General features: G+C 39.6%; 19 protein-coding genes. 11 read left to right on the forward strand and 8 right to left on the reverse strand.

Going from position 1 to position 23,558, the window contains the following annotated elements:
- Positions 1-274: 274 nt before the first annotated feature.
- Positions 275-3,313, reverse strand: a complete 3,039-nt coding sequence (locus DC083_RS07610; protein WP_189364549.1) for an autotransporter domain-containing protein — start codon at positions 3,311-3,313, stop codon at positions 275-277.
- Between the two features lie 368 nt (positions 3,314-3,681).
- On the opposite strand from DC083_RS07610, the gene msrA reads away from it, so the two are divergent.
- The 4 genes from msrA to DC083_RS07630 all read left to right on the forward strand — a co-directional run bounded on the left by msrA (position 3,682) and on the right by DC083_RS07630 (position 6,967).
- Positions 3,682-4,203, forward strand: a complete 522-nt coding sequence (msrA, locus tag DC083_RS07615) for a peptide-methionine (S)-S-oxide reductase MsrA (RefSeq protein ID WP_229822306.1) — start codon at positions 3,682-3,684, stop codon at positions 4,201-4,203.
- Positions 4,204-4,560: 357 nt separating this feature from the next.
- Positions 4,561-5,151 (forward strand): hypothetical protein, encoded by a 591-nt coding sequence (locus DC083_RS07620; protein WP_133243362.1) that lies wholly within the window; start codon positions 4,561-4,563, stop codon positions 5,149-5,151.
- 140 nt (positions 5,152-5,291) lie between these two features.
- Positions 5,292-5,627 carry a hypothetical protein gene (locus tag DC083_RS07625; protein WP_109189611.1) on the forward strand — a complete coding sequence of 112 codons (336 nt, stop codon included), beginning with the start codon at positions 5,292-5,294 and terminating at the stop codon, positions 5,625-5,627.
- A gap of 344 nt (positions 5,628-5,971) precedes the next feature.
- The gene (locus DC083_RS07630) at positions 5,972-6,967 is read left to right on the forward strand and encodes an LLM class flavin-dependent oxidoreductase (RefSeq protein WP_109189612.1); all 996 of its coding nucleotides are present in this window, start codon (positions 5,972-5,974) and stop codon (positions 6,965-6,967) included.
- Positions 6,968-7,022: 55 nt separating this feature from the next.
- Here the strand turns inward: DC083_RS07630 and dtd are convergent, their stop codons facing one another.
- Positions 7,023-7,460: a D-aminoacyl-tRNA deacylase gene (dtd, locus tag DC083_RS07635; RefSeq protein ID WP_109189613.1), complete on the reverse strand. Its 438-nt coding sequence runs from the start codon at positions 7,458-7,460 to the stop codon at positions 7,023-7,025.
- A 294-nt stretch (positions 7,461-7,754) separates the two neighbouring features.
- Between dtd and DC083_RS07640 the strand changes: the two genes are divergently transcribed.
- The 5 genes from DC083_RS07640 (at position 7,755) to dinB (ending at position 14,452) form a co-directional block, all read left to right on the forward strand.
- Positions 7,755-8,540 carry a type III pantothenate kinase gene (locus DC083_RS07640; protein WP_109189614.1) on the forward strand — a complete coding sequence of 262 codons (786 nt, stop codon included), beginning with the start codon at positions 7,755-7,757 and terminating at the stop codon, positions 8,538-8,540.
- Positions 8,515-9,519: a tetraacyldisaccharide 4'-kinase gene (lpxK, locus tag DC083_RS07645; RefSeq protein WP_109189615.1), complete on the forward strand. Its 1,005-nt coding sequence runs from the start codon at positions 8,515-8,517 to the stop codon at positions 9,517-9,519. Before DC083_RS07640 ends, lpxK begins: the two co-directional genes overlap by 26 nt.
- A 616-nt stretch (positions 9,520-10,135) precedes the next feature.
- Positions 10,136-12,493, forward strand: coding sequence for a ribonuclease R (gene rnr / locus DC083_RS07650; RefSeq protein ID WP_157954905.1), 2,358 nt, complete (start codon positions 10,136-10,138; stop codon positions 12,491-12,493).
- Positions 12,494-12,668: 175 nt separating this feature from the next.
- Positions 12,669-13,301: an ankyrin repeat domain-containing protein gene (locus DC083_RS07655; RefSeq protein WP_275667358.1), complete on the forward strand. Its 633-nt coding sequence runs from the start codon at positions 12,669-12,671 to the stop codon at positions 13,299-13,301.
- A 65-nt stretch (positions 13,302-13,366) separates the two neighbouring features.
- A complete protein-coding gene (gene dinB, locus DC083_RS07660; protein ID WP_109189617.1) occupies positions 13,367-14,452 on the forward strand; it encodes a DNA polymerase IV in 1,086 nt (361 codons plus the stop codon).
- Between the two features lie 192 nt (positions 14,453-14,644).
- Here the strand turns inward: dinB and DC083_RS07665 are convergent, their stop codons facing one another.
- Positions 14,645-15,529: a LysR family transcriptional regulator gene (locus DC083_RS07665; protein ID WP_109189618.1), complete on the reverse strand. Its 885-nt coding sequence runs from the start codon at positions 15,527-15,529 to the stop codon at positions 14,645-14,647.
- A gap of 325 nt (positions 15,530-15,854) precedes the next feature.
- On the opposite strand from DC083_RS07665, the gene DC083_RS07670 reads away from it, so the two are divergent.
- Positions 15,855-16,634, forward strand: a complete 780-nt coding sequence (locus tag DC083_RS07670) for a pirin family protein (protein WP_109189619.1) — start codon at positions 15,855-15,857, stop codon at positions 16,632-16,634.
- A 34-nt stretch (positions 16,635-16,668) separates the two neighbouring features.
- On the opposite strand, the gene DC083_RS10315 is transcribed toward DC083_RS07670, so the two are convergent.
- The 5 genes from DC083_RS10315 to DC083_RS07685 all read right to left on the reverse strand — a co-directional run bounded on the left by DC083_RS10315 (position 16,669) and on the right by DC083_RS07685 (position 20,392).
- Entirely contained in the window at positions 16,669-16,803 is a 135-nt protein-coding gene (locus DC083_RS10315; protein WP_268248487.1) for a hypothetical protein, read from the reverse strand.
- Between the two features lie 94 nt (positions 16,804-16,897).
- Positions 16,898-17,041: a hypothetical protein gene (locus DC083_RS10185; protein WP_156923269.1), complete on the reverse strand. Its 144-nt coding sequence runs from the start codon at positions 17,039-17,041 to the stop codon at positions 16,898-16,900.
- 213 nt (positions 17,042-17,254) lie between these two features.
- Positions 17,255-18,601, reverse strand: a complete 1,347-nt coding sequence (locus DC083_RS07675; RefSeq protein WP_109189620.1) for a nucleobase:cation symporter-2 family protein — start codon at positions 18,599-18,601, stop codon at positions 17,255-17,257.
- A gap of 196 nt (positions 18,602-18,797) precedes the next feature.
- Positions 18,798-19,949 carry a hypothetical protein gene (locus DC083_RS07680; protein WP_109189621.1) on the reverse strand — a complete coding sequence of 384 codons (1,152 nt, stop codon included), beginning with the start codon at positions 19,947-19,949 and terminating at the stop codon, positions 18,798-18,800.
- Positions 19,950-20,092: 143 nt separating this feature from the next.
- Entirely contained in the window at positions 20,093-20,392 is a 300-nt protein-coding gene (locus DC083_RS07685) for a lipopolysaccharide assembly protein LapA domain-containing protein (protein WP_026878994.1), read from the reverse strand.
- A gap of 974 nt (positions 20,393-21,366) precedes the next feature.
- Here DC083_RS07685 and DC083_RS07690 point away from each other — a divergent pair.
- Entirely contained in the window at positions 21,367-23,499 is a 2,133-nt protein-coding gene (locus tag DC083_RS07690) for a hypothetical protein (RefSeq protein WP_133243363.1), read from the forward strand.
- Positions 23,500-23,558 lie beyond the last annotated feature (59 nt).

A 23,558-nucleotide genomic window follows, 5' to 3' on the forward strand; every position in this document is an offset into this window, starting at 1 on the left:
TAAGATCGGTTTAAAATAAGCTTATTGAAATGCCGGCGCATCAGTTGTAACAAGCAAGGAAGCTGTTCTATCCGGCATCTTGCAAGTGTTGGTGAGTCAGGTTTTATGTTTTCTTAAACCAAATTTACTATATAACTATATGCGTAAAAACGAATGAACAACCTCTCCCTAGAGAATCAAAAAAGCGATCTTATCTTAGATAAGATCGCCTTAGTCATCTTAATGACCTTGATTATTACACTACGCTTTTGATCACTTTTCTGATGCTTCCATCTTATAAATCAATATTGATTCCTAAGTTAACACTATGATCATGGGCATTTTTGGAAATGAGTCCTTGATAACCAAAGCTAATTTCACTGCGTTGATTCATCTGATAAGAGAGAGCTGCTTGAATCACTGCACCACTTCTTGAAGCAGGTACACTCATTGTTTTAAAACTTGCTGCACTATTTTGGAAACGCAGATCTACTTCACGATCAAGGTTACCAAATTGTTGTCTCCAACCTAGCGTTCCTGCAAATTGTAAGGCACTATTATCGCCACCAATATGACTATTCAAACGAAGCCCTAGAGTAGAAGCAAAGTAGTGATGATTTTTACTTTTCACATCAAGACCTGTGATACCTGATTCAGTTAAGTCTTTATTCTTCACATTGACATACGCTAAGTTTACAAAAGGCTCTAATGTACTACTGCTCGCTACCGGGATTTGATATCCTAAATCAGCAAAAATTTGCATTGTTTCCAATTTAAATTTATCACTATGTTGCTCTGATAAAGTTCCAAGTGTCACTGCTCGATCAACATCCGCTCTGTGCCAAGCATAGCTTAATCCTCCCGATAGTTTCCACCGATCCCAATTCGTAGCTCCATAGACCGCTAATTGATAGTTATCTTGATCTACATTAGGACGATGATCCCACTTCATTTTGCTCTTGCTATAACCCGCAGCAAAACCAAGAATCATATTGTTCTGCATTCCTGTATCAAGCCCGATTAAAAGCCCTTGAGTATCTCGTTTAAAGCCCACTAGATTATCGCGATCTTTCACTTTCCCCCAATTACCATAAGCGCTCCCCCACAGATTGGTGAGTTTTTCATTACGCACTTCATCAATCCGATCATTAAGGCGTAATTGTAATTGATCACGAAGTAGATGACTCTCTTCCATAGTTGATGACACGATATCTGCATAGACTTGTCCGGATAATTGCCCTAATTCTTGTCCCACAGTTGCGGCATTAGTTGAGGCTAAGAAATGATTATAAAGCGGACTATCCAATGGCATACTCTCTAACGCAGTGGCGACTGCTTGACCATTTTGATTGAGCGCATAATTTCCTAAAGCATTTTGGTTACGCGTTAAGGTTAAATCTAACCCGCTATTACTTTTCTCAATGAGGCTATCGACCAGCAGATACTGATTTTCAATAGTAAAATCACCAGTGATATTGTTGGCCGTTAAAATCTGCTGTTTCTGACCCATTAATGTTCCGATTTGATCTTGAGATGCAACGACTGACAATGTGGCATCTTGTAATAGAACGTTGCCTTTAACAATAATCCCTTGAGAATTAGTTACAGTACGATCTTCAGTACTCTTTCCTCTACTATTTTCAGGGGCATTGACTGTCACAAGATAAGTCGCGCCATTTAAAGATAGATCTCCATTCACGGTTAAAGCACCTTCGCTACTATTGGCAATAATGGCCTCTTTTTCTACCGTTACACTACCCACCATACCGCTACCTTGGAAAATCGCAAGCGGTTTAACTAACACATCCGAAGCTAAAGAACCTGAAACAATCAATGCTCCCCCACTGACAGTGGTTAAGCCTGTATAGCTGCTATCCCCTGATAATTCAAGCACCCCTGTGCCTTTTTTCTCAAGTGAACCTGTACCTTTAATATCATTATTCCACTCATCATAGGCATTCAACCCACCTTGAGAAGCATCCATATTCACTACAACATCGCTCTCAAGAGAACCATAACCACCGGCGGCATCATAGAGATTAAGACGCGCCCAACCACTGCCATCATCTAATGCGTGCCCTGATTCAATCATCGTTGTACGAAGAATTTCTCGGCGTTGCGCTTTATCTAAATAAGGATAACGAGTTGCAATTAGTACTTCCGCACCTTCAGGCACTACTGCTTCTAATGTTGTATCTCCAATAGGATCTAAACCATAAGTTAAACGATCTAAATAATCCTGACGCTCTTTAGCTCGTTCTTCTTTTGATTTTTTCGGTGCTGTTTTTTTACAATCAGCGATACTCATTTGACAACCTTGCTCTAACATTGACCGCAGATCTTTCTGAGCATCCGCCAATAAGGTCTGAAAGTTGCCGGTAGTTGTTATACTATTGCCGAGCATCCCTTTAATTTCCTGATTGGTATAATCAGGATTATTATTGAGCATTTGTGCAACAGCATAAGTTGTCATAATTCGTGCACCCATAATATCAAGCGTATAATGCACCCCTAATACTGCACGACTATTCCCAAATTCTGAACCACGAGCCATAAACTCTTGATACTGCTCCGGCACCATTTGAGCAAAAAGTAATGTCGAAGAGAAACCTAATGCCGAATGACCACTAGGATAAGCGGGACTATCTTGAATTGTCGCTAACGCATCCTTATCTGATGAGGCAGGCTTACCAAAGAAATCTGTACCTTCAAAAATGACAATACTATCAGGAGAAACTTGCGCAGGTCTTGCATTTCCTACACCATTGGGATGACCACCATTGGCTATTTGATCTTTGTAAGCTTCATCATAAACCCCAAAAATGCCGCCTTCTGGAAGCGCTAAATTTAAATACGGCTTTCCTTCAATTTCACCTGTCGCAAAGAAATGTTTAGCAAAATCATTATCACTACTCACAATTGAATTGACTTGAGTAAAGAGAGATTTAAAACTTGGAGAAAAAGATTTCCCCACATTTTGGTACGTTGTAGGATCTATTTTTATCGAAGTATTCTCAAAAAATACCTCTTTCATCTTACCTCCAAGAGCATCCGCCACAATCAACCCATTATCAATAGAGCCTATTAAACCGATTAATGTATTGTCATAAAGCGCTTGCTGTTGTTCGGCTTTCGTTGAATTTTTGTTAATTTCAAGGCTCTTTGCAAGGTTCTGTGTAAGAATTTTCTTGCCTTGCTCGCTATTGTTTAAAGTCGTAATACCTGTAATTAAACCTGTTGCCTCTTCAGTATATTTAGGTGCGGCAATCGCAGGCGTAAGATTTAAAAGAGAGATATACGTTAATGTGGCGAGTACGGTTTTTTTTAACTGCATTTTGATAATCATCCTTCAAGAATAATAGAGGTTCTTTCTAAAATCGAAGAATAACAATCATATGTGACAGAAATATTACAGATTTAAATTATGAAAAATATTTTTATAATTCTTTAATAAAATGAGTTATATATCCAATAAAAATAGGTCACAAATAGATCATCAATAGGTAATTAATATGAGTAATTAATATGAGTAATCCCTAATAATTTTATAGATCTTTTTAAAAATCTCCCTCAATCCCCCGATCTTTACCTCATCGTTTATCTCTCACAATTGCAACATAAAGAAACAGAATAAAGACTATAGTCGAAGATTGTAAGTTATGGCACAATCAACCTGAGAAAAACATTATAAAAAGGAGATAGATGATGACTGAAGAGACACAAGACATTAGAGAGATTGTCGTTGCCGGCGGTTGTTTTTGGGGTGTTGAGGCTTACTATCAGCAGCTTAAAGGGGTTATAGCAACAGAGGTAGGTTATGCGCAAGGGGTTGTTGATCACCCGACTTATGAAGCGGTGTGTACGATGGAAACCGATCACGCGGAAGTGGTGAAGATTGTTTATGACGCGAATGTCATTGCGCTTGAGAAGATTTTAGAACACCTCTTTCGAATGATTGATCCGCTGTCACTCAATCAACAAGGCAATGATATCGGTACACAATATCGCACCGGTATCTACTATAGCGATAAAGCAGATCTTCCTGTGATTAAGCAGTTTATCGCTCAAGAGCAACAAGCTTACGCTGCACCGATTGCTGTAGAGGTAGAGCCCCTCAAAACATTTTGGCCAGCGGAAGATTTTCACCAAGATTATCTCCTTAAAAATCCACAAGGTTACTGTCATATCAATTTCGCCCTAATTAAACCTAGTGAACGAAAATAATCAGACAGGCTTATCTCGTTATTAATCTATTCATTAACCTATTGTACTAAACAATGAATAGAGAAAGCCCGATAGAAGAATCATCTTTTTGATTTACAAGTCAAAATGATGTCTTGCTTCATTTGCTTACATTTGTTAGTCCTAAATTTTCTACTTATCAATAAGGCAGTTTGTTTGATCATAACCTGACTTTAGTCAGATGATCCTGAGTTATGTTACAAACTGCCACTTATTTGCGCTAGAATCCATAGTGGTACTCACCGATGAAGACTTTAAAATAATCAAGGATTAACATTCTATTTTAGAAGTTTACGGGAGTGTATAGAGGTAGAATAACGAGGATGATGAAGGAGCATAATGATGACACAGACATTAAGCGACCAAGATACTGTTTCACTTTATCAAGAGATTAGCCATTTCCCCTCATTTAAGGAGATGGTTGCGGCGCAATCGAGTGCCCTTGATGCTCCTATTTTAGCTAGATATATTGCGGACACCTTACAAACACTACAAACGATCGATATTGAAGAATTAATCGAGCATCGTATGTCTGTCTATCATCTTAAGCCCATTGAATCGATCTCTATTCTCAAAATATTAACACTTAATCTGGATATTATTGAGAATTTAGGTTCGCTTGGCGTATTACAACAAGCGCTACTCAATTTGATTGATGGGGCAATCTATCAAGCGGCACATCAGGATCCCTCACATAATGCTCTCAATTTAATTCGGGAACATATTTTTACGATTGAAGATTACTGTTTACAGATCGAGCATACAATTGATCTGCGAGCACAGTGTCAAAGTGAGGGGCACGAAGATGAGTTGCAAATCAGATTATTAGAAGATCAACAAAAAATGCAAACTTATCTTAAACAGATCGAAAAAATTGCTAAATTAGTGATTAAAGAGCTGAAAACATCTGCTAAAAAACCACATCAATAATATCCTACTTATTTTTATAATCCTCTTTGTGAATAAAAGTAGCCTAAAAATAGCGTCTTTCGTTAAAATGATGCACTACTGCGCGCCTTATGGCTTTCTAAATATCAATTATCACAAACATACAATCAGAGGTTTTATTGATGGAAGATCTACAACGTATTCATCCTTTTGAAATTATCCAATATGATGAAAATCACTTTGGTCTCTTTTTCCCGGCGCACGAACGTTTTGAAGTATTTGATGCACTTGAAATGGAGAGTAGTGGCTACAATTGGGTGGATATTATTGAGTTTTATCTTGAGAATGAATTGACCGATCTACAAGGCGCATTTCAATATGAGCCTAATGATGAGAGCTGTGAATTACAGGGTTCATTTGAAGATATCAAAGCTTTTGTACTCAATTTCCGCCCGCTCTATTTTGATGATCGCCAACTTTCGTTACTCATCGAAGAGATGCAGGAAACGTGGTATTAATGCCACAACTCACTACGTGCTGATTATTAGATGGCTCTTATAGTAAATTTGGTTTAAGAAAAATGATTTTAAACAACACTTGCAAGATGCCGGATAGAATGGCTTCCTTACTTATTACAGTCGATGCGCCGGCATTTAAATAAGCTTATTTTGAACCGATATTACTATAAATGACTCTTAGCTGACCGCTATGCATCAAAATGAATACTTGGTTTTCTTGATCTGAATCCCCATTCACTTATTATTGCCATTTCAAATAGATCCCTTTTAATTCAACTAATAAATTGATATGTCGATCTCATATTGGTTAATTATCGAGGGATTCATCATATAAGGAGATTCAGATGCAATATTCTATTTTAGATCTAGCCAATATCTATCAAGGAGAGAAAGCCAAGGATGCCTTTCAGCGGGCTGTGTCCTTAGCGCAATTGGGCGAGCAACAAGGATATACACGCTTTTGGGTAGCCGAACATCATAATATGATCAATATCGCAAGTTCAGCGACGGCAGTACTCATCGGTCATTTAGCTGAGAAAACGTCGAAGATTCGCGTCGGTGCTGGTGGTATTATGCTCCCTAATCACGCACCCTTAATGGTCGCTGAAGCCTTTGGGACCTTAGAGAGCCTCTATCCCGGAAGAATTGATTTAGGATTGGGACGCGCACCGGGAACCGATCAAGCAACCGCCTATGCCCTTCGCCGAGATCCCAGTAGAGCAGAACAATTTCCGAATGAGGTTGCAGAACTTCTCACCTATTTTCATCCTGTTGATAATCAACGCATTCACGCTATTCCGGGAATGGGTTTAGATGTGCCGATCTGGATTTTAGGTTCTAGCCTATTTGGCGCACAACTTGCCGCTTATATGGGATTACCCTACGCTTTTGCCGGCCACTTTGCACCGGCGCAAATGAAAGAGGCATTACGGATCTATCGCGAGCAATTTAGACCTTCGCCATATTTAGAGAAACCTTATGCAATGCTCTGTATGAATGCCATTGTCGCCGATTCACGAGAAGAAGCACAATATCTATTTACCACAATGCAACAGAGCTTTACCCTCTTAATCCGAGATGATCGCAGATTAACACCGCCGCCTATCGAGGATATTGAAAGCTTCTGGAATCCATTAGAGAAACGCCACGCCTCCTCAATGCTCAAGCTCTCTGCGGTTGGCGATAAAACAGATGTTAAAGCCTATATTACCGAGCTCTTAGAAGAGATTGAGGTGGAGGAATTGATGTTTGCCGGGATGGTATATGATAGAGAAAAACGACTTCACTCCTTTAAACTGCTCAGTGAAGTGATGCAAGAGATTCAACAAGAGAATCAATAATAAACTCAACAGTAAACTCAATAAGGGGATCAATAAGAACCCCTCAAGAAATTTGCTAAATCTCTAACAGAAAAGTCACCGGGCCGTCATTAATAAGCGCGACTTTCATATCTGCCCGGAACTTGCCTGTCTCTACAATCGCTAATTGGGTTTTGGCAAAATCCACTGCATATTGAAATAACGCTTCGCTCACTTCAGGCTTTGCGGCTTTAGAGAAGCTTGGGCGAAGCCCTTTATTCGTTTCAGCGGCTAAGGTAAATTGGGAAACAAGTAACAATTCCCCTTGAATATCTAAAAGAGAGAGATTCATTTTACCGGCATCATCACTAAAAACGCGATACTTTAAGAGCTTAGTAATCCCCTTCTCTATCGCTTGCCGATCATCCTCTTCTTCAATCGCCACTAACGCCATAATGCCGGCATTAATTGCGCCAATCACTTCATTCTCTACTGTAACCGATGCTTCACTGACTCTCTGTAATAATATTTTCATAATTGTCCTATAAATGACCCTATATAGTACTGTCGGTTTAAAATAAGCTTATTTAAATGCCGGCGCATCTACTGTAATAAGTAAGGAAGCCATTCTATCCGGCATCTTGCAAGTGTTGTTTAAAATCATTTTTCTTAAAAAAAATTTACTATAATTATCTCTATTCCTTAGGCGACTATTTTTCGGCAATTAGATCATAATCAAGATAATGGCTGAAAAATAGGATTCACGTGAATTTATCTCTAAAAACGTTATAATATAGGACTTTATTTCACTGGAAAAGCGCATTATATAATGAAACTACTGCTCGTAGATATCGGTAATACAACAGCGGATTTTCGCCTCTATGATACGGTGACTCGTGAGCTGTCGCCCCTCATTCGGCCTTTCACACAAGATGCGCTAAACCTAACGCCGGAAGCGATTATCACAGACTTAGAGAATGCTCAACTCGATGTAAGAGAGCTCGAAGCAATTATCTACGTCTCAGTGGTGCCCAAGCTCAATGAAACAATTCGGGCAATAGGTGCGCTTTGGCAACTTTCAGTGGAAAGTTTACGGCACGATCTGCCGGTTGATTGGAGTCGTTTTAAACTCCCTAATCTCAATCTCTTAGGTGCGGATTTTGTCGCTAATTTCTATGGCGTAGAAGCAAGCTATCAACTTAAAAACTGTGCCGTTGTCGCCCTTGGAACCGCTACTACCATTTTTGTGATTCAAGATGGCAATTTTATCGGAACAACGATCTCCCCTGGCATTCAAACGAGTTTACAAGGACTCTACGCCCAAGCGGCACTACTCTCTGAAATGCAATATTGCTACCTACCGCAACCGCTCGGCCACAATACTTTTGAATCGATGAGTATCGGCACGATCAATGGCCATTACTATATGATTCAAGGATTATTGGCCGAAATGCGTAAAACAATGCCCCTTGAACAAGTACTCTTTACCGGCGGTAATATGAATTATTATCGAGATCTCATAGACACCGATATCTGCTTCGATGAAACGCTGATCTTCAAAGGATTAATCTATCTCTACGAACAAAAATATGGCAATAAAGCAACACACGCCTAACTTTTGGCAAAAGCGGGCAATGCCGGCGCGCTTACTTTGGCCCTTATCAAAGCTCTATGGTTTGATCTCTCATCGATCGTTACAACAAAAAGCACTCAAGGCACAAAAACTACCGAAGCCTACCATAGTTATTGGCAATATCAATGTGGGCGGAACTGGTAAAACACCGGCAACCATTGCATTAACGCAGGCTCTGCAAGCTCGGGGGATCAAGGTTGCGATTCTCTCTCGTGGATTTGGTCGCAATCATAAAGCATTAACCCTTGCTTCCACTGAACTTACTGCGCTCGAAATGGGAGATGAGCCATACCTGATCTATCAAAAAACAGCAGCACCGATGGCGATCTATCATAATCGCTACGAAGCAGGAATAGCGCTTTTAGCACAAAATCCACACATTGACTGCTTTATCTGCGATGATGCCTTACAGCACCGTCAACTTGCACGCGATATCGAAATTGCCCTTATTGGCAAACAAGGATTCGGAAATGGCTATCTTCTGCCGGCGGGCCCTTTACGAGAACCGCTTGAACGACTACAAACCGTTGATTATATTTGGGCAAATGGTACCGATGAAGAGACTATTCACCATTTAAAAGAGATGATGGATACGCCCATTATCCAACTTAAAGCTTCATTACAAGATCCAAGATCGCTCCATTCTCAAGCACTTCTTCCCTTTACTGAATGGCAAACAATCCCCTTTACCGCTATTGCCGGCATTGCGCACCCTGAAAATTTTTATCAAATGCTTGAAGCTAAAGGATTACAATTTACGACTCGGAGTTATCCTGATCATTATGCGCTGACAGAAGCGGATTTAGCCGATATTACAACGCCGATTCTAATGACCGAAAAAGATGCGAGCAAGTGCCTTTATTTCAAAAGAGAAAACCTTTGGCGTGTGCCACTAGAACTCTCATTGCCGGAATCTCTAGTCGATGAGATCATTGAAAAGATCTCTACCAAAACATCGTAAATAGAGGCTCTGCGGTATTTACTTCCCTCTAAATTAACTAGATACTCATAATATAACTATCTATCGCTATTCCTATGGATATCTATATCCAATAATATCGGCAATCTCACAACTAATCCCGATCTTCTTTTCAATAATTTGTTAGAATGAAGCAGTACAATGTAGAATAGATAGTAAAAAAGATAATTAGAAAAGATGATTAAAAATAGATCCCTACGATCAATAACAATCAAAGAACAGACAATCACCTCTTTCAGAAGCGTCCGATTCATCACAAAAAAGTGCGACCTTGATATCGTATGTTATAGATTCACCTTCTGAAGATCTTTGCCTTTCATTAGGCAATTTCATATAACCCAAACAATCAGTGAGTAGATCATTTTATTATTTACAACCATAGCAAACTCCATTCTAGCGACGACTAACTCCTTGAATATATATCTAAATAACATTTTATATACCCTTGTTCTAGAATATCATTTGCTTGTAATAATCACTCATAATAATGGTCTCTCACCTTCCCCCTTTCTTTGCGATAGTGAGAATCTTAGACAATACAAAATACCTTCTCGAATTCCAAGAAAGAGACAGATTAAATAATAAAAGGAATCAATTAGTGAATAAACCAACCAAAAATTTAGACTACTTTGCACGTTACTTTGAGAATGATGCCGAGTATGAAATGCAAAAAGAGCAATATGGCCGAGCGGTGCCGAGCCGCGCTTTTATCTTAAAGCTACTACAAAATCATCCTAATCTTGATTTTGAAGCAATGGCGAATATCTTTAAGCTTCGTAAAAATTGGGAACTCGATGCCCTTGAGAACCGCCTCAATGCGATGATTCGTCAAGGGGCGCTCTATCTTGATAAGCAAGATCGATTACAAGTGATCAATCCTGATCAACGTTATACCGGTCGAGTTGCAAGTCACGCCGAAGGATATGGCTTCTTAGAGATAGAGGGTGCGCCTAATCTCTATATTCCACCGAATGAGATGAAATCATTACTTCAAGGGGATATTGCCGAAGCGGCGATTGATGGTATTGATAATCGAGGACGTGCGATTGCCCGTATTACGCGAGTGATCGAACATCAACTCACTGAGCTTATTGGCCGTTTCTATCGTGATGAGGGGCACAATATCGTCATCGCCGAAAATCGTAAAATTCCGGTTGAATTTAAGATCGATGATGCTGATACACTCAAAGCAAAACACCTAGACCTTGTACGCATTCAAATTACCGAATATCCTTCTGATAAAGGGGAAACGAAGGCCAAGGTCCTTGAGACATTTGGGGAAGAGATGACTGTTGATCTTGAGATTATGCAAGCAATTTTAGAGCATAATATCCCACATCAATTCTCAAAAGAGACTGAAAGTGAATTAACGTCCATTCCCGATGAAGTGAGCGAGCAAGAGCATAAGGGACGTAAAGATTATCGTGATCTACCGCTTGTGACCATTGATGGTATTACGGCGCGGGACTTTGATGATGCGGTCTACTGTGAGCCCATTGCAGAAGGTTATAAACTCTATGTCGCCATTGCCGATGTTGCGCACTATGTCAAACGGGATTCAGCGATAGATCAAGATGCTTATCTGCGCTCTACTTCAGTCTATTTCCCTAATTATGTTGTGCCGATGCTTCATCATAAACTCTCTAACGGGATCTGTTCACTCAATCCTGAAGTAGATCGTTTAACAATGGTTGCGGAATTGAAGATTAATCATCAAGGAGAGTTGATTGAATATACCTTCTTTGAAGGCGTTATGCGCTCTCACGCACGTTTAACCTATGAATTAGTGCAACAAATTATCGATGGCGATAGTGCGCTTCGTGAAAGCTATGCATCACTTGTTCCCCATTTAGATAATCTCTACTCGCTCTATAAAATTCTCCGTAAAGCACGCAATGAACGGGGTACGATCGACTTTGATACCGTTGAAACTTTAGTGCTCTATGACGAAGATGGGGAGATTGATAAAATCGTTCCTGATGCGAGATTTGATTCTCACAAAATTATTGAAGAGTGTATGATTACCGCTAATATCGCCGCTGCGCGTTTTATCGAGTCATCACCGCTCTCTGCGCTCTATCGCGTGCATCCAAAACCGGATAGTCAAAAATTAGCAGCACTTCGCGATTTCTTACGGGAATTTAAATTAGGACTTGCCGGCGCCGATGAACCCACGCCGATGGATTATGCTGATACGTTAGAAGCAGCTAAAGAATTACCGGCATTTAATATGATCCAAACGGTAATGCTTCGCTCATTAAGCCAAGCAGTTTATCAACCAGAAAATGATGGTCACTTTGGTCTAGCCTTAACCCATTATGCCCACTTTACTTCCCCGATCCGTCGCTATCCCGATTTAATTATTCATAGAGCGATTAAATTGCTACTGCAAAAAGGGAATTTTGAGCATTTCTACACAGAATCGCAAATGGTACATATGGGCGAACACACCTCAATGGCAGAGCGCCGAGCCGATGATGCCACTCGTGATGTGATGGATTGGCTTAAAGCCAAATATCTCCAACGCTTTATCGGCGATGAGTTTGATGGCAGAATCACAAGTATTACTAGTTTTGGGATGTTTATCGAACTCGATCAGATCTTTATTGAGGGTTTAGTCCATATCTCCCAACTGCAAGGAGATTACTATCTCTACGATGATACAAAACATCGTTTAATTGGGGAGAATACAGGCCAACAATATCGCCTCAGCGATGTGGTGCGCGTTAAAGTATTAGAATCCAATCCTGAAACAAAACATATCGATTTTGAATTAATCTCTCCTCTACCCAATGAAGGAAATGCTACTAAAGGACAAAAAGTCCCTAAAAAACCACGCCGTAGTGATGAGGGTAAAACTGGGAAAAAATCGAAGCGTCATCGTCCAAAGAATCAAAAGATAGATCGTTCTAGCGAAGGAAGCAAAAAGAAAAAACGTCGTAAACCTAAAAAATAGTCATCAGCTCACTATTTAGTTCAAAAATCAAAGAAGATTCAAGGATGAATCCACCACATATTCCGTAACATATCGATTCAATAAAATATCGATTCAATAGAATATGGGTTTAATACGATGAAATAGGTGATGACTACCGTCTATTTCATCAATTTATCGAAAGGAGATTAAGCAGATGCCGATTACAACTACTGCAACTACCGAAACTATGGTGTCTATTGCCCACTTTCATCAAGCCGCACAAACAGGCGATTTAAAAGCCATTGAGCAATATCTTCACGCGGGAGGTGATATTAATGCCCTTAATCGTACAGAAGAGAGCGCAATCTTAGTCGCGGCTAAACATCAGCAATATGATGTGGTGCAATTCCTAATAGAACAAGGTGCGGATATTAATCTTCAGGATCAAATCTGTTTTAATCCTTTTCTGTGGGGCTGTATCCACAATGACTTGAAACTCGTTGAGATAATGCTAAATGCCGGGACTGATCTAAAGCGTTTAACCCGCTTTGGCGGTGTAGGAATTACACCGGCGGCTGAAAAGGGGCATCTAGAGATGGTGCAACTCCTACTTGAAAAGAGCTCGATCAATGTCAATCACACTAATTTCGTCGGCTGGACACCATTATTAGAAGCGATTATTCTTAATGATGGCGGCGCGACACAACAAGCGATTATTCGCTTACTATTAGCGCACGGAGCTGATCCTAATATGACCGATAAATATGGTAAAACACCGCTCTCTCTAGCAAAAGAGAGAGGATTCGATGAAATTGCCCAAATCTTAGAGAACGCCGGCGGGCATTGATAACCGATATGACTATATCTTATGAGCATACTGTTGATCACAACGGATAAAGTAGATCTACTCAAATGATGCAACGAAAGATACTCCACATTGATATGGATGCATTCTATGCCTCTATTGAACAGCACGATCATCCTGAATATCGTGGAAAACCGCTCGTTGTGGGATTTTCTGAAGGCCGCGGTGTAATCGCAGCAGCAAGTTATGAAGCCCGTCAATTTGGTATACATTCGGCACTACCGGCTCGCATTGCTAAAGAGCGTTGTCCTCATCTTATTTTTGCCCGTCCTCGCTTTGATCGTTATCGGGAGATTTCTCGGGCAATTCGGGACATTTTCCGGCAATATACCCCACTTATTGAACCGATTGCACTCGATGAAGCTTTTTTAGATGTCACCGAAAATCATCCTAACATCAATGACCCCATTGTAATCGCACAAGAGATTAAGCAAAAAATAGAAAGTACCCTCGGGTTAACTGCCTCCGCCGGCGTTTCCTATAACAAATTTTTAGCTAAAATTGCCTCAGATGTGAATAAGCCCAATGGCCTTTTTGCAATTCAACAAGAAGAGGCTATAGCATTCCTTGCGCAATTACCCATTGAAGATTTCTTTGGCATTGGTAAAGCAACTGCACAAAAGATGCATCAATTGCACATTAGTACCGGCGCCGATCTTCAGAATCTTGATGAAACCTTTCTCATCAAGCATTTTGGTAAGGCCGGAAAAAGTTATTATCACTACGCAAGAGGGATCGATCTTCGTCCGGTGGAACCGAATCAACCGCAGAAATCTGTCGGCGTAGAAGAGACCTTTTTTATCGACTTAAAACTCAAAGAAGAGGTGATTGAAGAGTTAGAGATTATTGCCATTGAACTTATTCGCCGAGCGAAAAAGAGTGACTTTATTGGGCGAAATTGTACGCTTAAAGTCCGTTACCGCGATTTTAGTCAACTCTCCCGTAGTATCACAACCCCCTTCCCGCTCGGCGATGATCTTACAACGCTTTGGAAAGTCGTGCTTTGGCTATTAGATAAAATTCAACTTCATCCTGATCGCGGTATTCGTTTGATGGGACTTGCCATTGCGAATATCGATCTTGATAAAACACAATTAAATAGCGGCTTATCACAGTTACAATTACCGATTTGAATGATAATAAATTGGGTTTAAGAAAAATGTTTTTTATATAGCTAGTGTGCCACTCTAAAAGAACATCAAACCTGACTCACCAACACTTGCAAGATGCCAGATAGAATAGCTTCCTCATCTCGATTAGCTGATGCGCCGGCATTTGAATAAGCTTATTTTGAACCGATCTGACTATAACTTAATTTGATTCCATTATCGTACCCAATGATCTGCTAATGCTTCTCGCCACCATTGTTGCGCTAATCCCTCATCAGCAGTTCTCCAAGCAAGATAGAGCGTCTCTTCTTTATGCCCTTCAAGCACCGGTAAGGTCACTAATTCCCCGGCTTTAATAGCTTCTTGAACCATTGATTCCGGCAAAAATCCATGACCCATCCCGGCTTTTTGTAGTGCAATTTTATCTGCTAAAGTCGTAACGGTAATCCGTTGCTGCCCTTCATACAATCCTGCCGTTCTTAAAGGCATATAACGCGCACTATCCGCTAATACAATCGCCGGGTAAGCCAATAAATCATTCCGCTCTAAAGGCCGATCAATCACCGTCAAAGGATGGTCCGACGCAACACAGAAAATAAAAGGGACAACGCCAATTGGATAAGTACGATATCCGCCCCCTGAGGGCCCTTCTCCTACAGCAATCACAAGATCTGCACGGAATTTCAATAATGCCTCCCACGCGCCCATCATCACTTCTCGAGATAAGGTTAATGGTGTTGCCACCAATGATTGTTGAAATTGTGTGATCAACGGTAAAATTTGTGTAATAGGGAAAATTTCATCTACCGCAATATGAATCGACTCTTCAACCCCACCCGCTATTTTGTTCAGTCTTGATTCAAGATCTGAAACAGCGGTTAAGAGCGGCTTACCCTCCTCTAATAAAATTTGACCAATTGGTGTTAAGGTCACATGTGGGCCATTGCGTTCAAAAAATTGCAATCCCATCTGTTCTTCAATCTTAGAAACGGTATAAGAGATCGTCGATGGCGCTTTATAGAGCAATTCCCCGGCTTTAGTAAATGAGCCTGTCTTTGCAATTGTTTCAATCACTTTAATCGCCTCTAAAGTGAGTCGCATTTTACACTCCTTTATTCATAACTATTCATCCATTTTCAAAAATTTCGAAGATAAGCATCTATTAATTTCACTTAATGTTGAATATTTTCTTCTCTATAATTAGCTACATCAACTGTTTTTAACAATTTACTTCTAATATTTTATCTTCTAATTATTCAATGATAGAGACTCTATTATACCTCATTTACGCTTAATTATCTTATTGCACTAATACACTACAATATCGCTTATTGACTCCATTCATTAACCTCATTCATTGACCTAATCACATAAATAGACAGATATTTCACAACATTACACCTATTCAATAGGTAAAGGATTTAAAATGATTAAAGTTCGTTTGGCAGAAGATCGAGGACATGTCGACCACGGTTGGTTAAAAGCCGCCCACACCTTCTCTTTTGCTCGCTATTATGAGCCTACCGAAATGGGATTTTCAGATCTTATCGTCATTAATGATGATCGCATTGCGCCCCATAGAGGCTTTGGGGCCCATCCTCACGATAATATGGAAATTCTCACTTATGTTTTAGAGGGTGAACTGACCCATCAAGATTCAATGGGTAATAGTGAAACGATCAAAGCGGGGGAAATTCAGTTGATGAGCGCCGGTAGTGGCGTTGTTCATAGCGAGAAAAACGGTAGTGACCATCCTGTTCATCTCCTACAAATCTGGCTATTACCCAATGAGGCAAATACGCCGCCACGATATCAGCAATTAGAATTGCTCGATAATCAAAAGCAGAACCCATTAACCCTTATTGTCTCCCCTAATGGTGAAGATCAATCATTGCAGATTCGCCAAGAGACTCGAATTTATGCTGGTGGATTAACGGCAACAGGATCTCTCGATATTCCGTTAAAAGAGGACCGTTTCTACTATTTTCATCTCGCTAAAGGGGAATTGTCCTTAAATGGTCATCGTTTTAAAGCTGGCGATGGTGCTCGTATTTATGATGAGACACAATTGATGCTATCTGCTACAGGGCTTTCTGCTACGGATCTTTCTGCGATAGAAACCACTTCTCTTGATAGCGATAAAACAGTTGTGGCTGAATTTCTTCTCTTTGAACTTCGCCCTTATCATGAACCCCGAAGAGGTTGATCATATCGTAAATTTGGTTTAAGAAAAATGGTTTTTAAATAGCTATTGTGGGTTTTAAAAGAAGATAAACCTGACTCACCAACACTTGCAAGATGCCGGATAGAACAGTTTCCTTACCTCGATCAACTGATGCGCCGGCATTTGAATAAGCTTCTTTTGAACCGATCATAAAAAACGGTGAACCTTAAGTTAAGGCTCACCGTTTTGATGATATCGTTCAGTGATATTCTACTGATTGTGACTACTTGCAATCCCCAAGCTTATTACAGAGTACAAGCCCCGCCCGCACAGCCGGTATCTTCGATCTCTTCAGGGGTTGAAGTATCAATTGGACGTTCAGAGTTCCCTTCTACGCCCGCATAGAGATTATCAAGATCAAATGTTAAATCATCTAACTCATCACTCATACTTTTCTCCTTCTCAATTTGAAGTGCCATTATAGCGATTTTTGATTGTAAAATCTGAGGAATGTGAGTTCTTCAAGCAACTTTTGCAAGCTTTTACAAATATCCAATATCCTTCACAATTCTCTAGGTTTTATGCTATTTGCTATTTGTTATTGGCTGTTTGTTCTTGGCTGTTTAATAAACACCGCAGACAATCACTTTCCAATTGATTGATTAAGCTTCTTCTAGCTCATCATCCTGCACAATCTCTCGACCGGGTAAGATGAGATTTAAAATGAGAGCAGAGAGCGATCCCACTGTAATCCCTGATTTAAAGATCACTTGAATAAACTCCGGCAAGGCATTTAAGACTTCAGGGCGCATAGTGACCATCAGACCTAAACCAAGCGAAACCGAGATCACAAGACCATTACGCTTATTGATTTCAACCCGACCTAAGACCTGAATACCGGCAGTAATAATCATCGCAAACATCATTAAGCCTGCACCCCCTAGCACCGGTAGTGGAATAGAGACCACTAAAGCCCCGAAGATAGGGAAAATGCCGGCAAGTACTAACAAAATCCCGGTCATTGCAACTACAAAACGGCTCGCAACACCGGTCAACGAGATAATACCGATATTTTGAGCAAAAGTTGAAAATGGGGTTGTAGACATTAAAGCTGCTAGAGCCGATCCTAACCCTTCACAGAGAATACCGCCTTTCATTCGTTTGCCGGTCACTTTACATTGTGTTGCTTCACCTAATGCTAAGAAGTTACCACTTGATTCCACAATGGTCACAAGATAAGCAATACTCATTCCAATGATTCCTGAGATAGGAAATGAGAAACCATATTTAAAGAGTTCAGGCAATGCAAATACTGATGCTTCTTTAATACCGCTAAAATGGGTTAAGCCAAGATCAAAGCCAAAACCTTTTTCAAACAGAATGACCACAAGATAACCCACAACCATTCCAATCACAATTGATGCAGAAGAGAGAATCCCTTTTCCCCACTGTGTAAGCCCAATCACAACAAAGAGCACTAAAAAAGCCACTAATAGATTAGAAGCTGTGGCATATTGTGTCGAGCCCACTTGACCACCCGCAAACCAATCAAGTCCAACCGGTAATAGACTCAAACCGATCATCGCGACAACTGTTCCCGTCACAACCGGCGGAAAAAGTTTACGAATTTGTGGCATAAAAAAGCTTCCTATAATCATCACTAAGGAAGCTACTAATGAAGAACCTAAAATTCCACTGACGCCATATTCACTATTACCAATCGCTATGGCGGAGGCGACAAAGGTAAAGCTTGTCCCCATCACCGCCGGTAGTCGTAAACCAATCGGTCCGATACCACGAGATTGGACAAATGTGACTGCTCCTGAAACTAAAAGCGCCGCATTTACTAAAGCAATTTTCTCGGCCGCACTTAAATTGAGCGCACTACCAATGACTAAAGGTACTGCGATAATACCACCCAGTGCAGCAAGAAGATGTTGCGCGGCAAGTAAAAGGGAAATGGAAAAGGGGGGCTTATCTTCGAGATGATAGCGTAATTGATCTTTCATAGAGTCTCTCAAGTCTAAATAACGAGGTTATGGATAGCGATATGAGACCGCACGCTACGATAATAGATTGATATGATATCTCGATATGACACTCTGATATAACCCATTAATATAAAAGGATTTATCTGCCAAAACCAAATTACAATACAGCGTATTATGAGCGGCGATTCAATCCGCCCTATTATACACTTTCAGTTTAATGTTTCACTTTCAATGCAATAATATCGTTCACAGGAATAGAACGATTCCACTCAAAACAGCTCGGGCAACTCCACTGCAAACTCTTAGTGGTATAGCCGCAAGAGCTACATTGATATTGTGCATATTGATCTAACATTTCTCGGAAAGTTTTCTCAATCAAACGAACTTCAGTCACATCAATGCGGTACTTCTGTAGTTGATTTAAAACCATTAAGCCATAGAGATTACTCTCGTTATTTAATACCTTTTGCAGATATTCAATGCCGGATTCAAGTGATACCGTTTTAATCAGCCAATGCGTTTGCCAAATTTTAAGAAAGATATGATGATTCTTCGTCATCATCTTCGCTAACCAATCTTGAAAAAATTGTGTCCGATTGAGCAACATCGAAAGATGATACACCATTGAGAGAATCATGGGAATTAGGTCGCTATTTTGCTTCTCGATAAGCAATAATGCCTCAAGCGAAGCTTCATAATTGCCATAATAATAGAGCGCATAAGCACGGATCAGATTTGCTCTAGCACAGTTGCGATCAGCACTCAGCGCCTTATCAAGCCAAAGCGTTAATCGGTCTAAATTAAGTGCTTCTGGTTGCAAAAGCTCCCCTTCGGCAAGCTCGCAGTAGAGATGCGAAATTTCAGCATTTAAATTATCATCAAGCTCGGTTAATTGTTCAAGCATTGCGATACTTTGTAGCCATTCCCGCTGTTGTTTATAAATTTTGGCAAGTTTTCGCAGTGCCGTCTCTTTGTAGATAGATGATTCGAGTAGTAATCTTAAAGTACTCTCGGCACGATCTAACATTCCGGCAACTTGGTAATCTTCAGCCAAAGACAAGTAGACTTTATCGGTCAGTGCTTGTGTCGGGGCTTCTTTGAGCAGATATTCATGGAGATTAATCGCTTTATCAATCTCCCCTCTTTTCCGAAAGAGATCCCCGAGCATTAGACTAAAATTGAGGTTGTCGACATCATAATCTGGCGGTAACGTTAAGAGCGAGGCATCAACCTCTTTACTCTCTTCAACAAAATAGCGCAGATTGAGATAACGAAGCATTTTCTGCTTCTTCAGGTTATCTCTTTTTGCCGCAAGCCAACCAATTAAGAGACCGAGCGGAAGCAGTAACCAGATATATTCAAACATGCGCGTTTGATCCTTGATTGAATAGACCAATCAATTGATATAGTAATACGCTCTGCTCAGTCTCTATAGCGATCATCATGGATAGATTACATTTTTATAGAATTTTCATAAATATTGTATGTTGAAAACAGATATCTTATAGCTTAAAGCACGTGTGTCTTACGTTTTAATTCAGCATTCTCTTTCTCGAGACGCTTTAAATTACTTTTCAGCGCAAAATGAGAGAAGAGACTTGGAATATTAATCAACATTAGAACACCTAATGTAAAGAGTGCGCCAATAATAAAAACGATGCAGATAAAGATCGAGGTATTGAGTGTTGCTTCGCCTAAAAGATAATTAAAGGTTAATTGGCCATCGCGATTGACATAGAAAATAATAAAAACCACCGCAAAGATAAATAACCAAATTGCCAGCTTCAACCAAAAATAGATACGCTTCATAGGTTTATAGATCCTTTGATATTGTTGATTAATTTGTTTTTGTTGTTTATTTGTTCATTGATTAACTTAGATTATTTATCAATAATCAGACTGCTATACTGTAGCATAATTTGTTATTGCAATCTTTGCATTTTACCTTTATCGTGGTAAATTATAAAGCGTTATCAAGGATTGAGAAGATTGTTAAAGAACCATTTTTCAATAAAGATAAGAAGAATTGAGCAATATTTGTGTATTCTTGTTAAAATATTGAGAGATGAGTTGTTTCTTTCATGCCTATTGGGATCTTATCAGATCTATTGGATATACTATAAGTTGTTAATTTCAGATATATCAACATATATATCAAAGATAGTCGCCTTAAATAAGAAATTACGGCAACTTAAAATAGCAATAGCATGTAATAATAACTAAAACAGAATTCTCCAGAATATAGAATTTAGCTTTCTAATTTGAGCGGGTAATTATTTGTGACCATTTATCAAGTTTGATAGCTGACTCAATCAATAATAACAAAGTGAGATAATATAATAATTACAGCCCAAAAGAGTATCGTAGATTAATATAATATTTTTAATAACCCATTAATATATTTAAGTAAAATTACGAGTGCATAAACTTACTATAGATCGAATATAGATTGAATATGCACGCTACACTCTGCCTAGTGATTTAGATATAGGTAACAGAAATATTAATAACAGATAATGTTTGATCTTGCTTTGGAGCAGTCACGAGCACATCAGTAAATGTATCGATAACAACAAATATTGAATAAGAGAATCTGGATATGGCACAAAATTCATTCGGAATTTACGGATATATTCATAGAAGTTCTAAACTTAATACACACCTAATAAGCAGTAAAGACGTTATAGATTGATTTGGAATTGATTTGGAATTGATTCGATTTTGATATCCGGACTTATGTCACAAAGAGTAATCAATATAAATAGAAAAACTACATGGATTTTATGAAAGAGACCACATTAACGCATTGGAAAGAACTCTCACTTGCAACAAAGACCTTATTACAGGAGAAGCACGCCTTAAAGCTGATTCAATCTCCAGAGGCTCTTGAGTTATTAGCACAAGTTTCACAGCTCATTGCAACAGAACAACTTCATAAAACGCTTCTTCTCACACTGAATATTAGCGATGCTATTCTTATTCGTATGCTATTAGCCGAAGCAAATCCTGAGTTAAAATTGCATCTCATCTTAGCGGATACACCAGATTCCCAAATTAGCTTTAATCAAGCAGATATCACAATCATTCCCTACCCTCTCTTCTCGTTAGAGCGAATTCGCCAACATTCATTACCATTACTCGATCTTGATATTATTATGATCGATGAAGCAATCCCTGCTAATTTTCTACATGATCTGCTCTTTGTCGATGAATTAAATCGGTCACTGCTTGCCATTGAAAATGAAAGCCTTCTATTAGCTTCTGACTTTACCCTTATTACGCAAACATTAACGGCGAATATCCATTCAACGTCGTCAACAATCAGTCAAGTCCAAGAAACAACCGTAGAAGTACCGCAAAAAATTACGCTTAAAAAGAAAAAAACCACAGCTACACAGCCTAATGATCCGATCGAAGTCCCCACAAAAACGGATTCAACAAAACGTAAAAAAGCAACAAAAACCAAGGTTGATGAAGCAGATGTAACAGAAGTAGCCGTCGAAGCTCAAACAACCGTAGATACCCCAAAAACGAAACACACCAAAGGTAAAGAGACTGAGAAAAACTCCAAACATTCTGTCACCACAGATCTTGCACAAGATAGTGCATCATCTTCTGATCAAATAAAATCACCCTCAAAAGCTGAAACACCGGCACTACCGGAAACTCCTTTTATTGCGCTAGTGCCTAAAAATCTGCAACGCCAATATATTCGCGATTATATTCGAACTCATCATCTACAACACCTTTTGATTGTTACCCATAATCGTCAATCCGCACGATTACTCGAAAAATACCTCTATCGAGCACGTATTCGTAGTCGTGTGGTTCATGAAAAAATTAATGATGAGACAGCAACTAGCCTATTTGATCGTTACAATAAAGGACAATTTACCGCATTTATCTTAATGCACCGAGTTATCGAAGAATTTGCCTCTAAAATTGAGAAATGTGATTCTGTCATGTTCCTCGATTTCCCTACCGTCTATTCAGAATATGCCGAACGTTTTGAGTTTATTCAAAATCATTATAAGCCGGCACACTTTATCTCTATTGCCACAGAAAATGATAAAGCTTGGATTCAATCTTTCACTGAAGAGTATCCGCAATTAGGATTACCGATTATTCCTATCGATATCGAACCCCCTAAGCGCCGAGAACCGAAAGATGATACAGAGAAAAAAGCGAATCATAAGCCAGAAAAGCAGGCTAAAGGTGCTCAGAAAAAACCACGAAATTCTAAACAGACAGTAGATCAAGCCGAGAAAACTGATCACAAAACAGACCAAGTGAATGATACTGAAATAGGTAAAAATGTCAGTCCTCAAAATGAAGAAAGTGTAATTACATCGACTTCGGCACAACAAGCGCACGATAATAGTCAAGATAATCCACATCAGACACCATCGAGAGAACGTTCACAAAAGAATCGTAAAGCGCCCAAACGTACTCGTTCACAAGCGGATGAATCTCAAGAAAATAGCAACAACAATAATGGCCATGGTAATGCTGATAAACGACAAAATAGACGTTCATCAACACAACGAGGGCAAGCGCGGAATAATAATCCTCGCAATGATCGTCGCAATAACAAAAATCATAATAGCCATCAGTCAACAGGGGATAGCCAGAGCGATTTCTTTAATATTAATCAAGATGAGATCGTCAACCGCAATCGCTTACCCTTTGAATCAGGCTCTTTTGAAGCCAATATTGCACGCGAAAATCGCCGTAGAGGTCGAGATCCTTTCGGTGTTCCTGGCGGTATCGGTCAATCTACGAATGGCAACTTTATTCAAAATATCACCCAAGGTTATGGCAATGGAAATGGCAACAGTGGCAATGGGGGTAATAATTCAGATAATAATCGCCGCACACAACGTCGCCCAAGAACTAAAAACAATCGTAAAAAATAACCTTAGATTTTGAAGAATATAATCAATCAGTAATTGATCGACACACATCAATAGTAAAA

The organism is Ignatzschineria ureiclastica, from assembly GCF_003121845.1.
Taxonomy (GTDB): domain Bacteria; phylum Pseudomonadota; class Gammaproteobacteria; order Cardiobacteriales; family Wohlfahrtiimonadaceae; genus Ignatzschineria; species Ignatzschineria ureiclastica.

What these genes read in the sequence shown, in the direction of transcription:
- DC083_RS07610 (WP_189364549.1), bottom strand. Translation starts at nt 3,313, where the DNA reads ATGCAGTTAAAAAAAACCGTACTCGCCACATTAACGTATATCTCTCTT.
- msrA (WP_229822306.1), top strand. Translation starts at nt 3,682, where the DNA reads ATGATGACTGAAGAGACACAAGACATTAGAGAGATTGTCGTTGCCGGC.
- DC083_RS07620 (WP_133243362.1), top strand. Translation starts at nt 4,561, where the DNA reads ATGATGACACAGACATTAAGCGACCAAGATACTGTTTCACTTTATCAA.
- DC083_RS07625 (WP_109189611.1), top strand. Translation starts at nt 5,292, where the DNA reads ATGGAAGATCTACAACGTATTCATCCTTTTGAAATTATCCAATATGAT.
- DC083_RS07630 (WP_109189612.1), top strand. Translation starts at nt 5,972, where the DNA reads ATGCAATATTCTATTTTAGATCTAGCCAATATCTATCAAGGAGAGAAA.
- dtd (WP_109189613.1), bottom strand. Translation starts at nt 7,460, where the DNA reads ATGAAAATATTATTACAGAGAGTCAGTGAAGCATCGGTTACAGTAGAG.
- DC083_RS07640 (WP_109189614.1), top strand. Translation starts at nt 7,755, where the DNA reads ATGAAACTACTGCTCGTAGATATCGGTAATACAACAGCGGATTTTCGC.
- lpxK (WP_109189615.1), top strand. Translation starts at nt 8,515, where the DNA reads ATGGCAATAAAGCAACACACGCCTAACTTTTGGCAAAAGCGGGCAATG.
- DC083_RS07655 (WP_275667358.1), top strand. Translation starts at nt 12,669, where the DNA reads ATGCCGATTACAACTACTGCAACTACCGAAACTATGGTGTCTATTGCC.
- dinB (WP_109189617.1), top strand. Translation starts at nt 13,367, where the DNA reads ATGATGCAACGAAAGATACTCCACATTGATATGGATGCATTCTATGCC.
- DC083_RS07665 (WP_109189618.1), bottom strand. Translation starts at nt 15,529, where the DNA reads ATGCGACTCACTTTAGAGGCGATTAAAGTGATTGAAACAATTGCAAAG.
- DC083_RS07670 (WP_109189619.1), top strand. Translation starts at nt 15,855, where the DNA reads ATGATTAAAGTTCGTTTGGCAGAAGATCGAGGACATGTCGACCACGGT.
- DC083_RS10315 (WP_268248487.1), bottom strand. Translation starts at nt 16,803, where the DNA reads ATGATCGGTTCAAAAGAAGCTTATTCAAATGCCGGCGCATCAGTTGAT.
- DC083_RS10185 (WP_156923269.1), bottom strand. Translation starts at nt 17,041, where the DNA reads ATGAGTGATGAGTTAGATGATTTAACATTTGATCTTGATAATCTCTAT.
- DC083_RS07675 (WP_109189620.1), bottom strand. Translation starts at nt 18,601, where the DNA reads ATGAAAGATCAATTACGCTATCATCTCGAAGATAAGCCCCCCTTTTCC.
- DC083_RS07680 (WP_109189621.1), bottom strand. Translation starts at nt 19,949, where the DNA reads ATGTTTGAATATATCTGGTTACTGCTTCCGCTCGGTCTCTTAATTGGT.
- DC083_RS07685 (WP_026878994.1), bottom strand. Translation starts at nt 20,392, where the DNA reads ATGAAGCGTATCTATTTTTGGTTGAAGCTGGCAATTTGGTTATTTATC.
- DC083_RS07690 (WP_133243363.1), top strand. Translation starts at nt 21,367, where the DNA reads ATGAAAGAGACCACATTAACGCATTGGAAAGAACTCTCACTTGCAACA.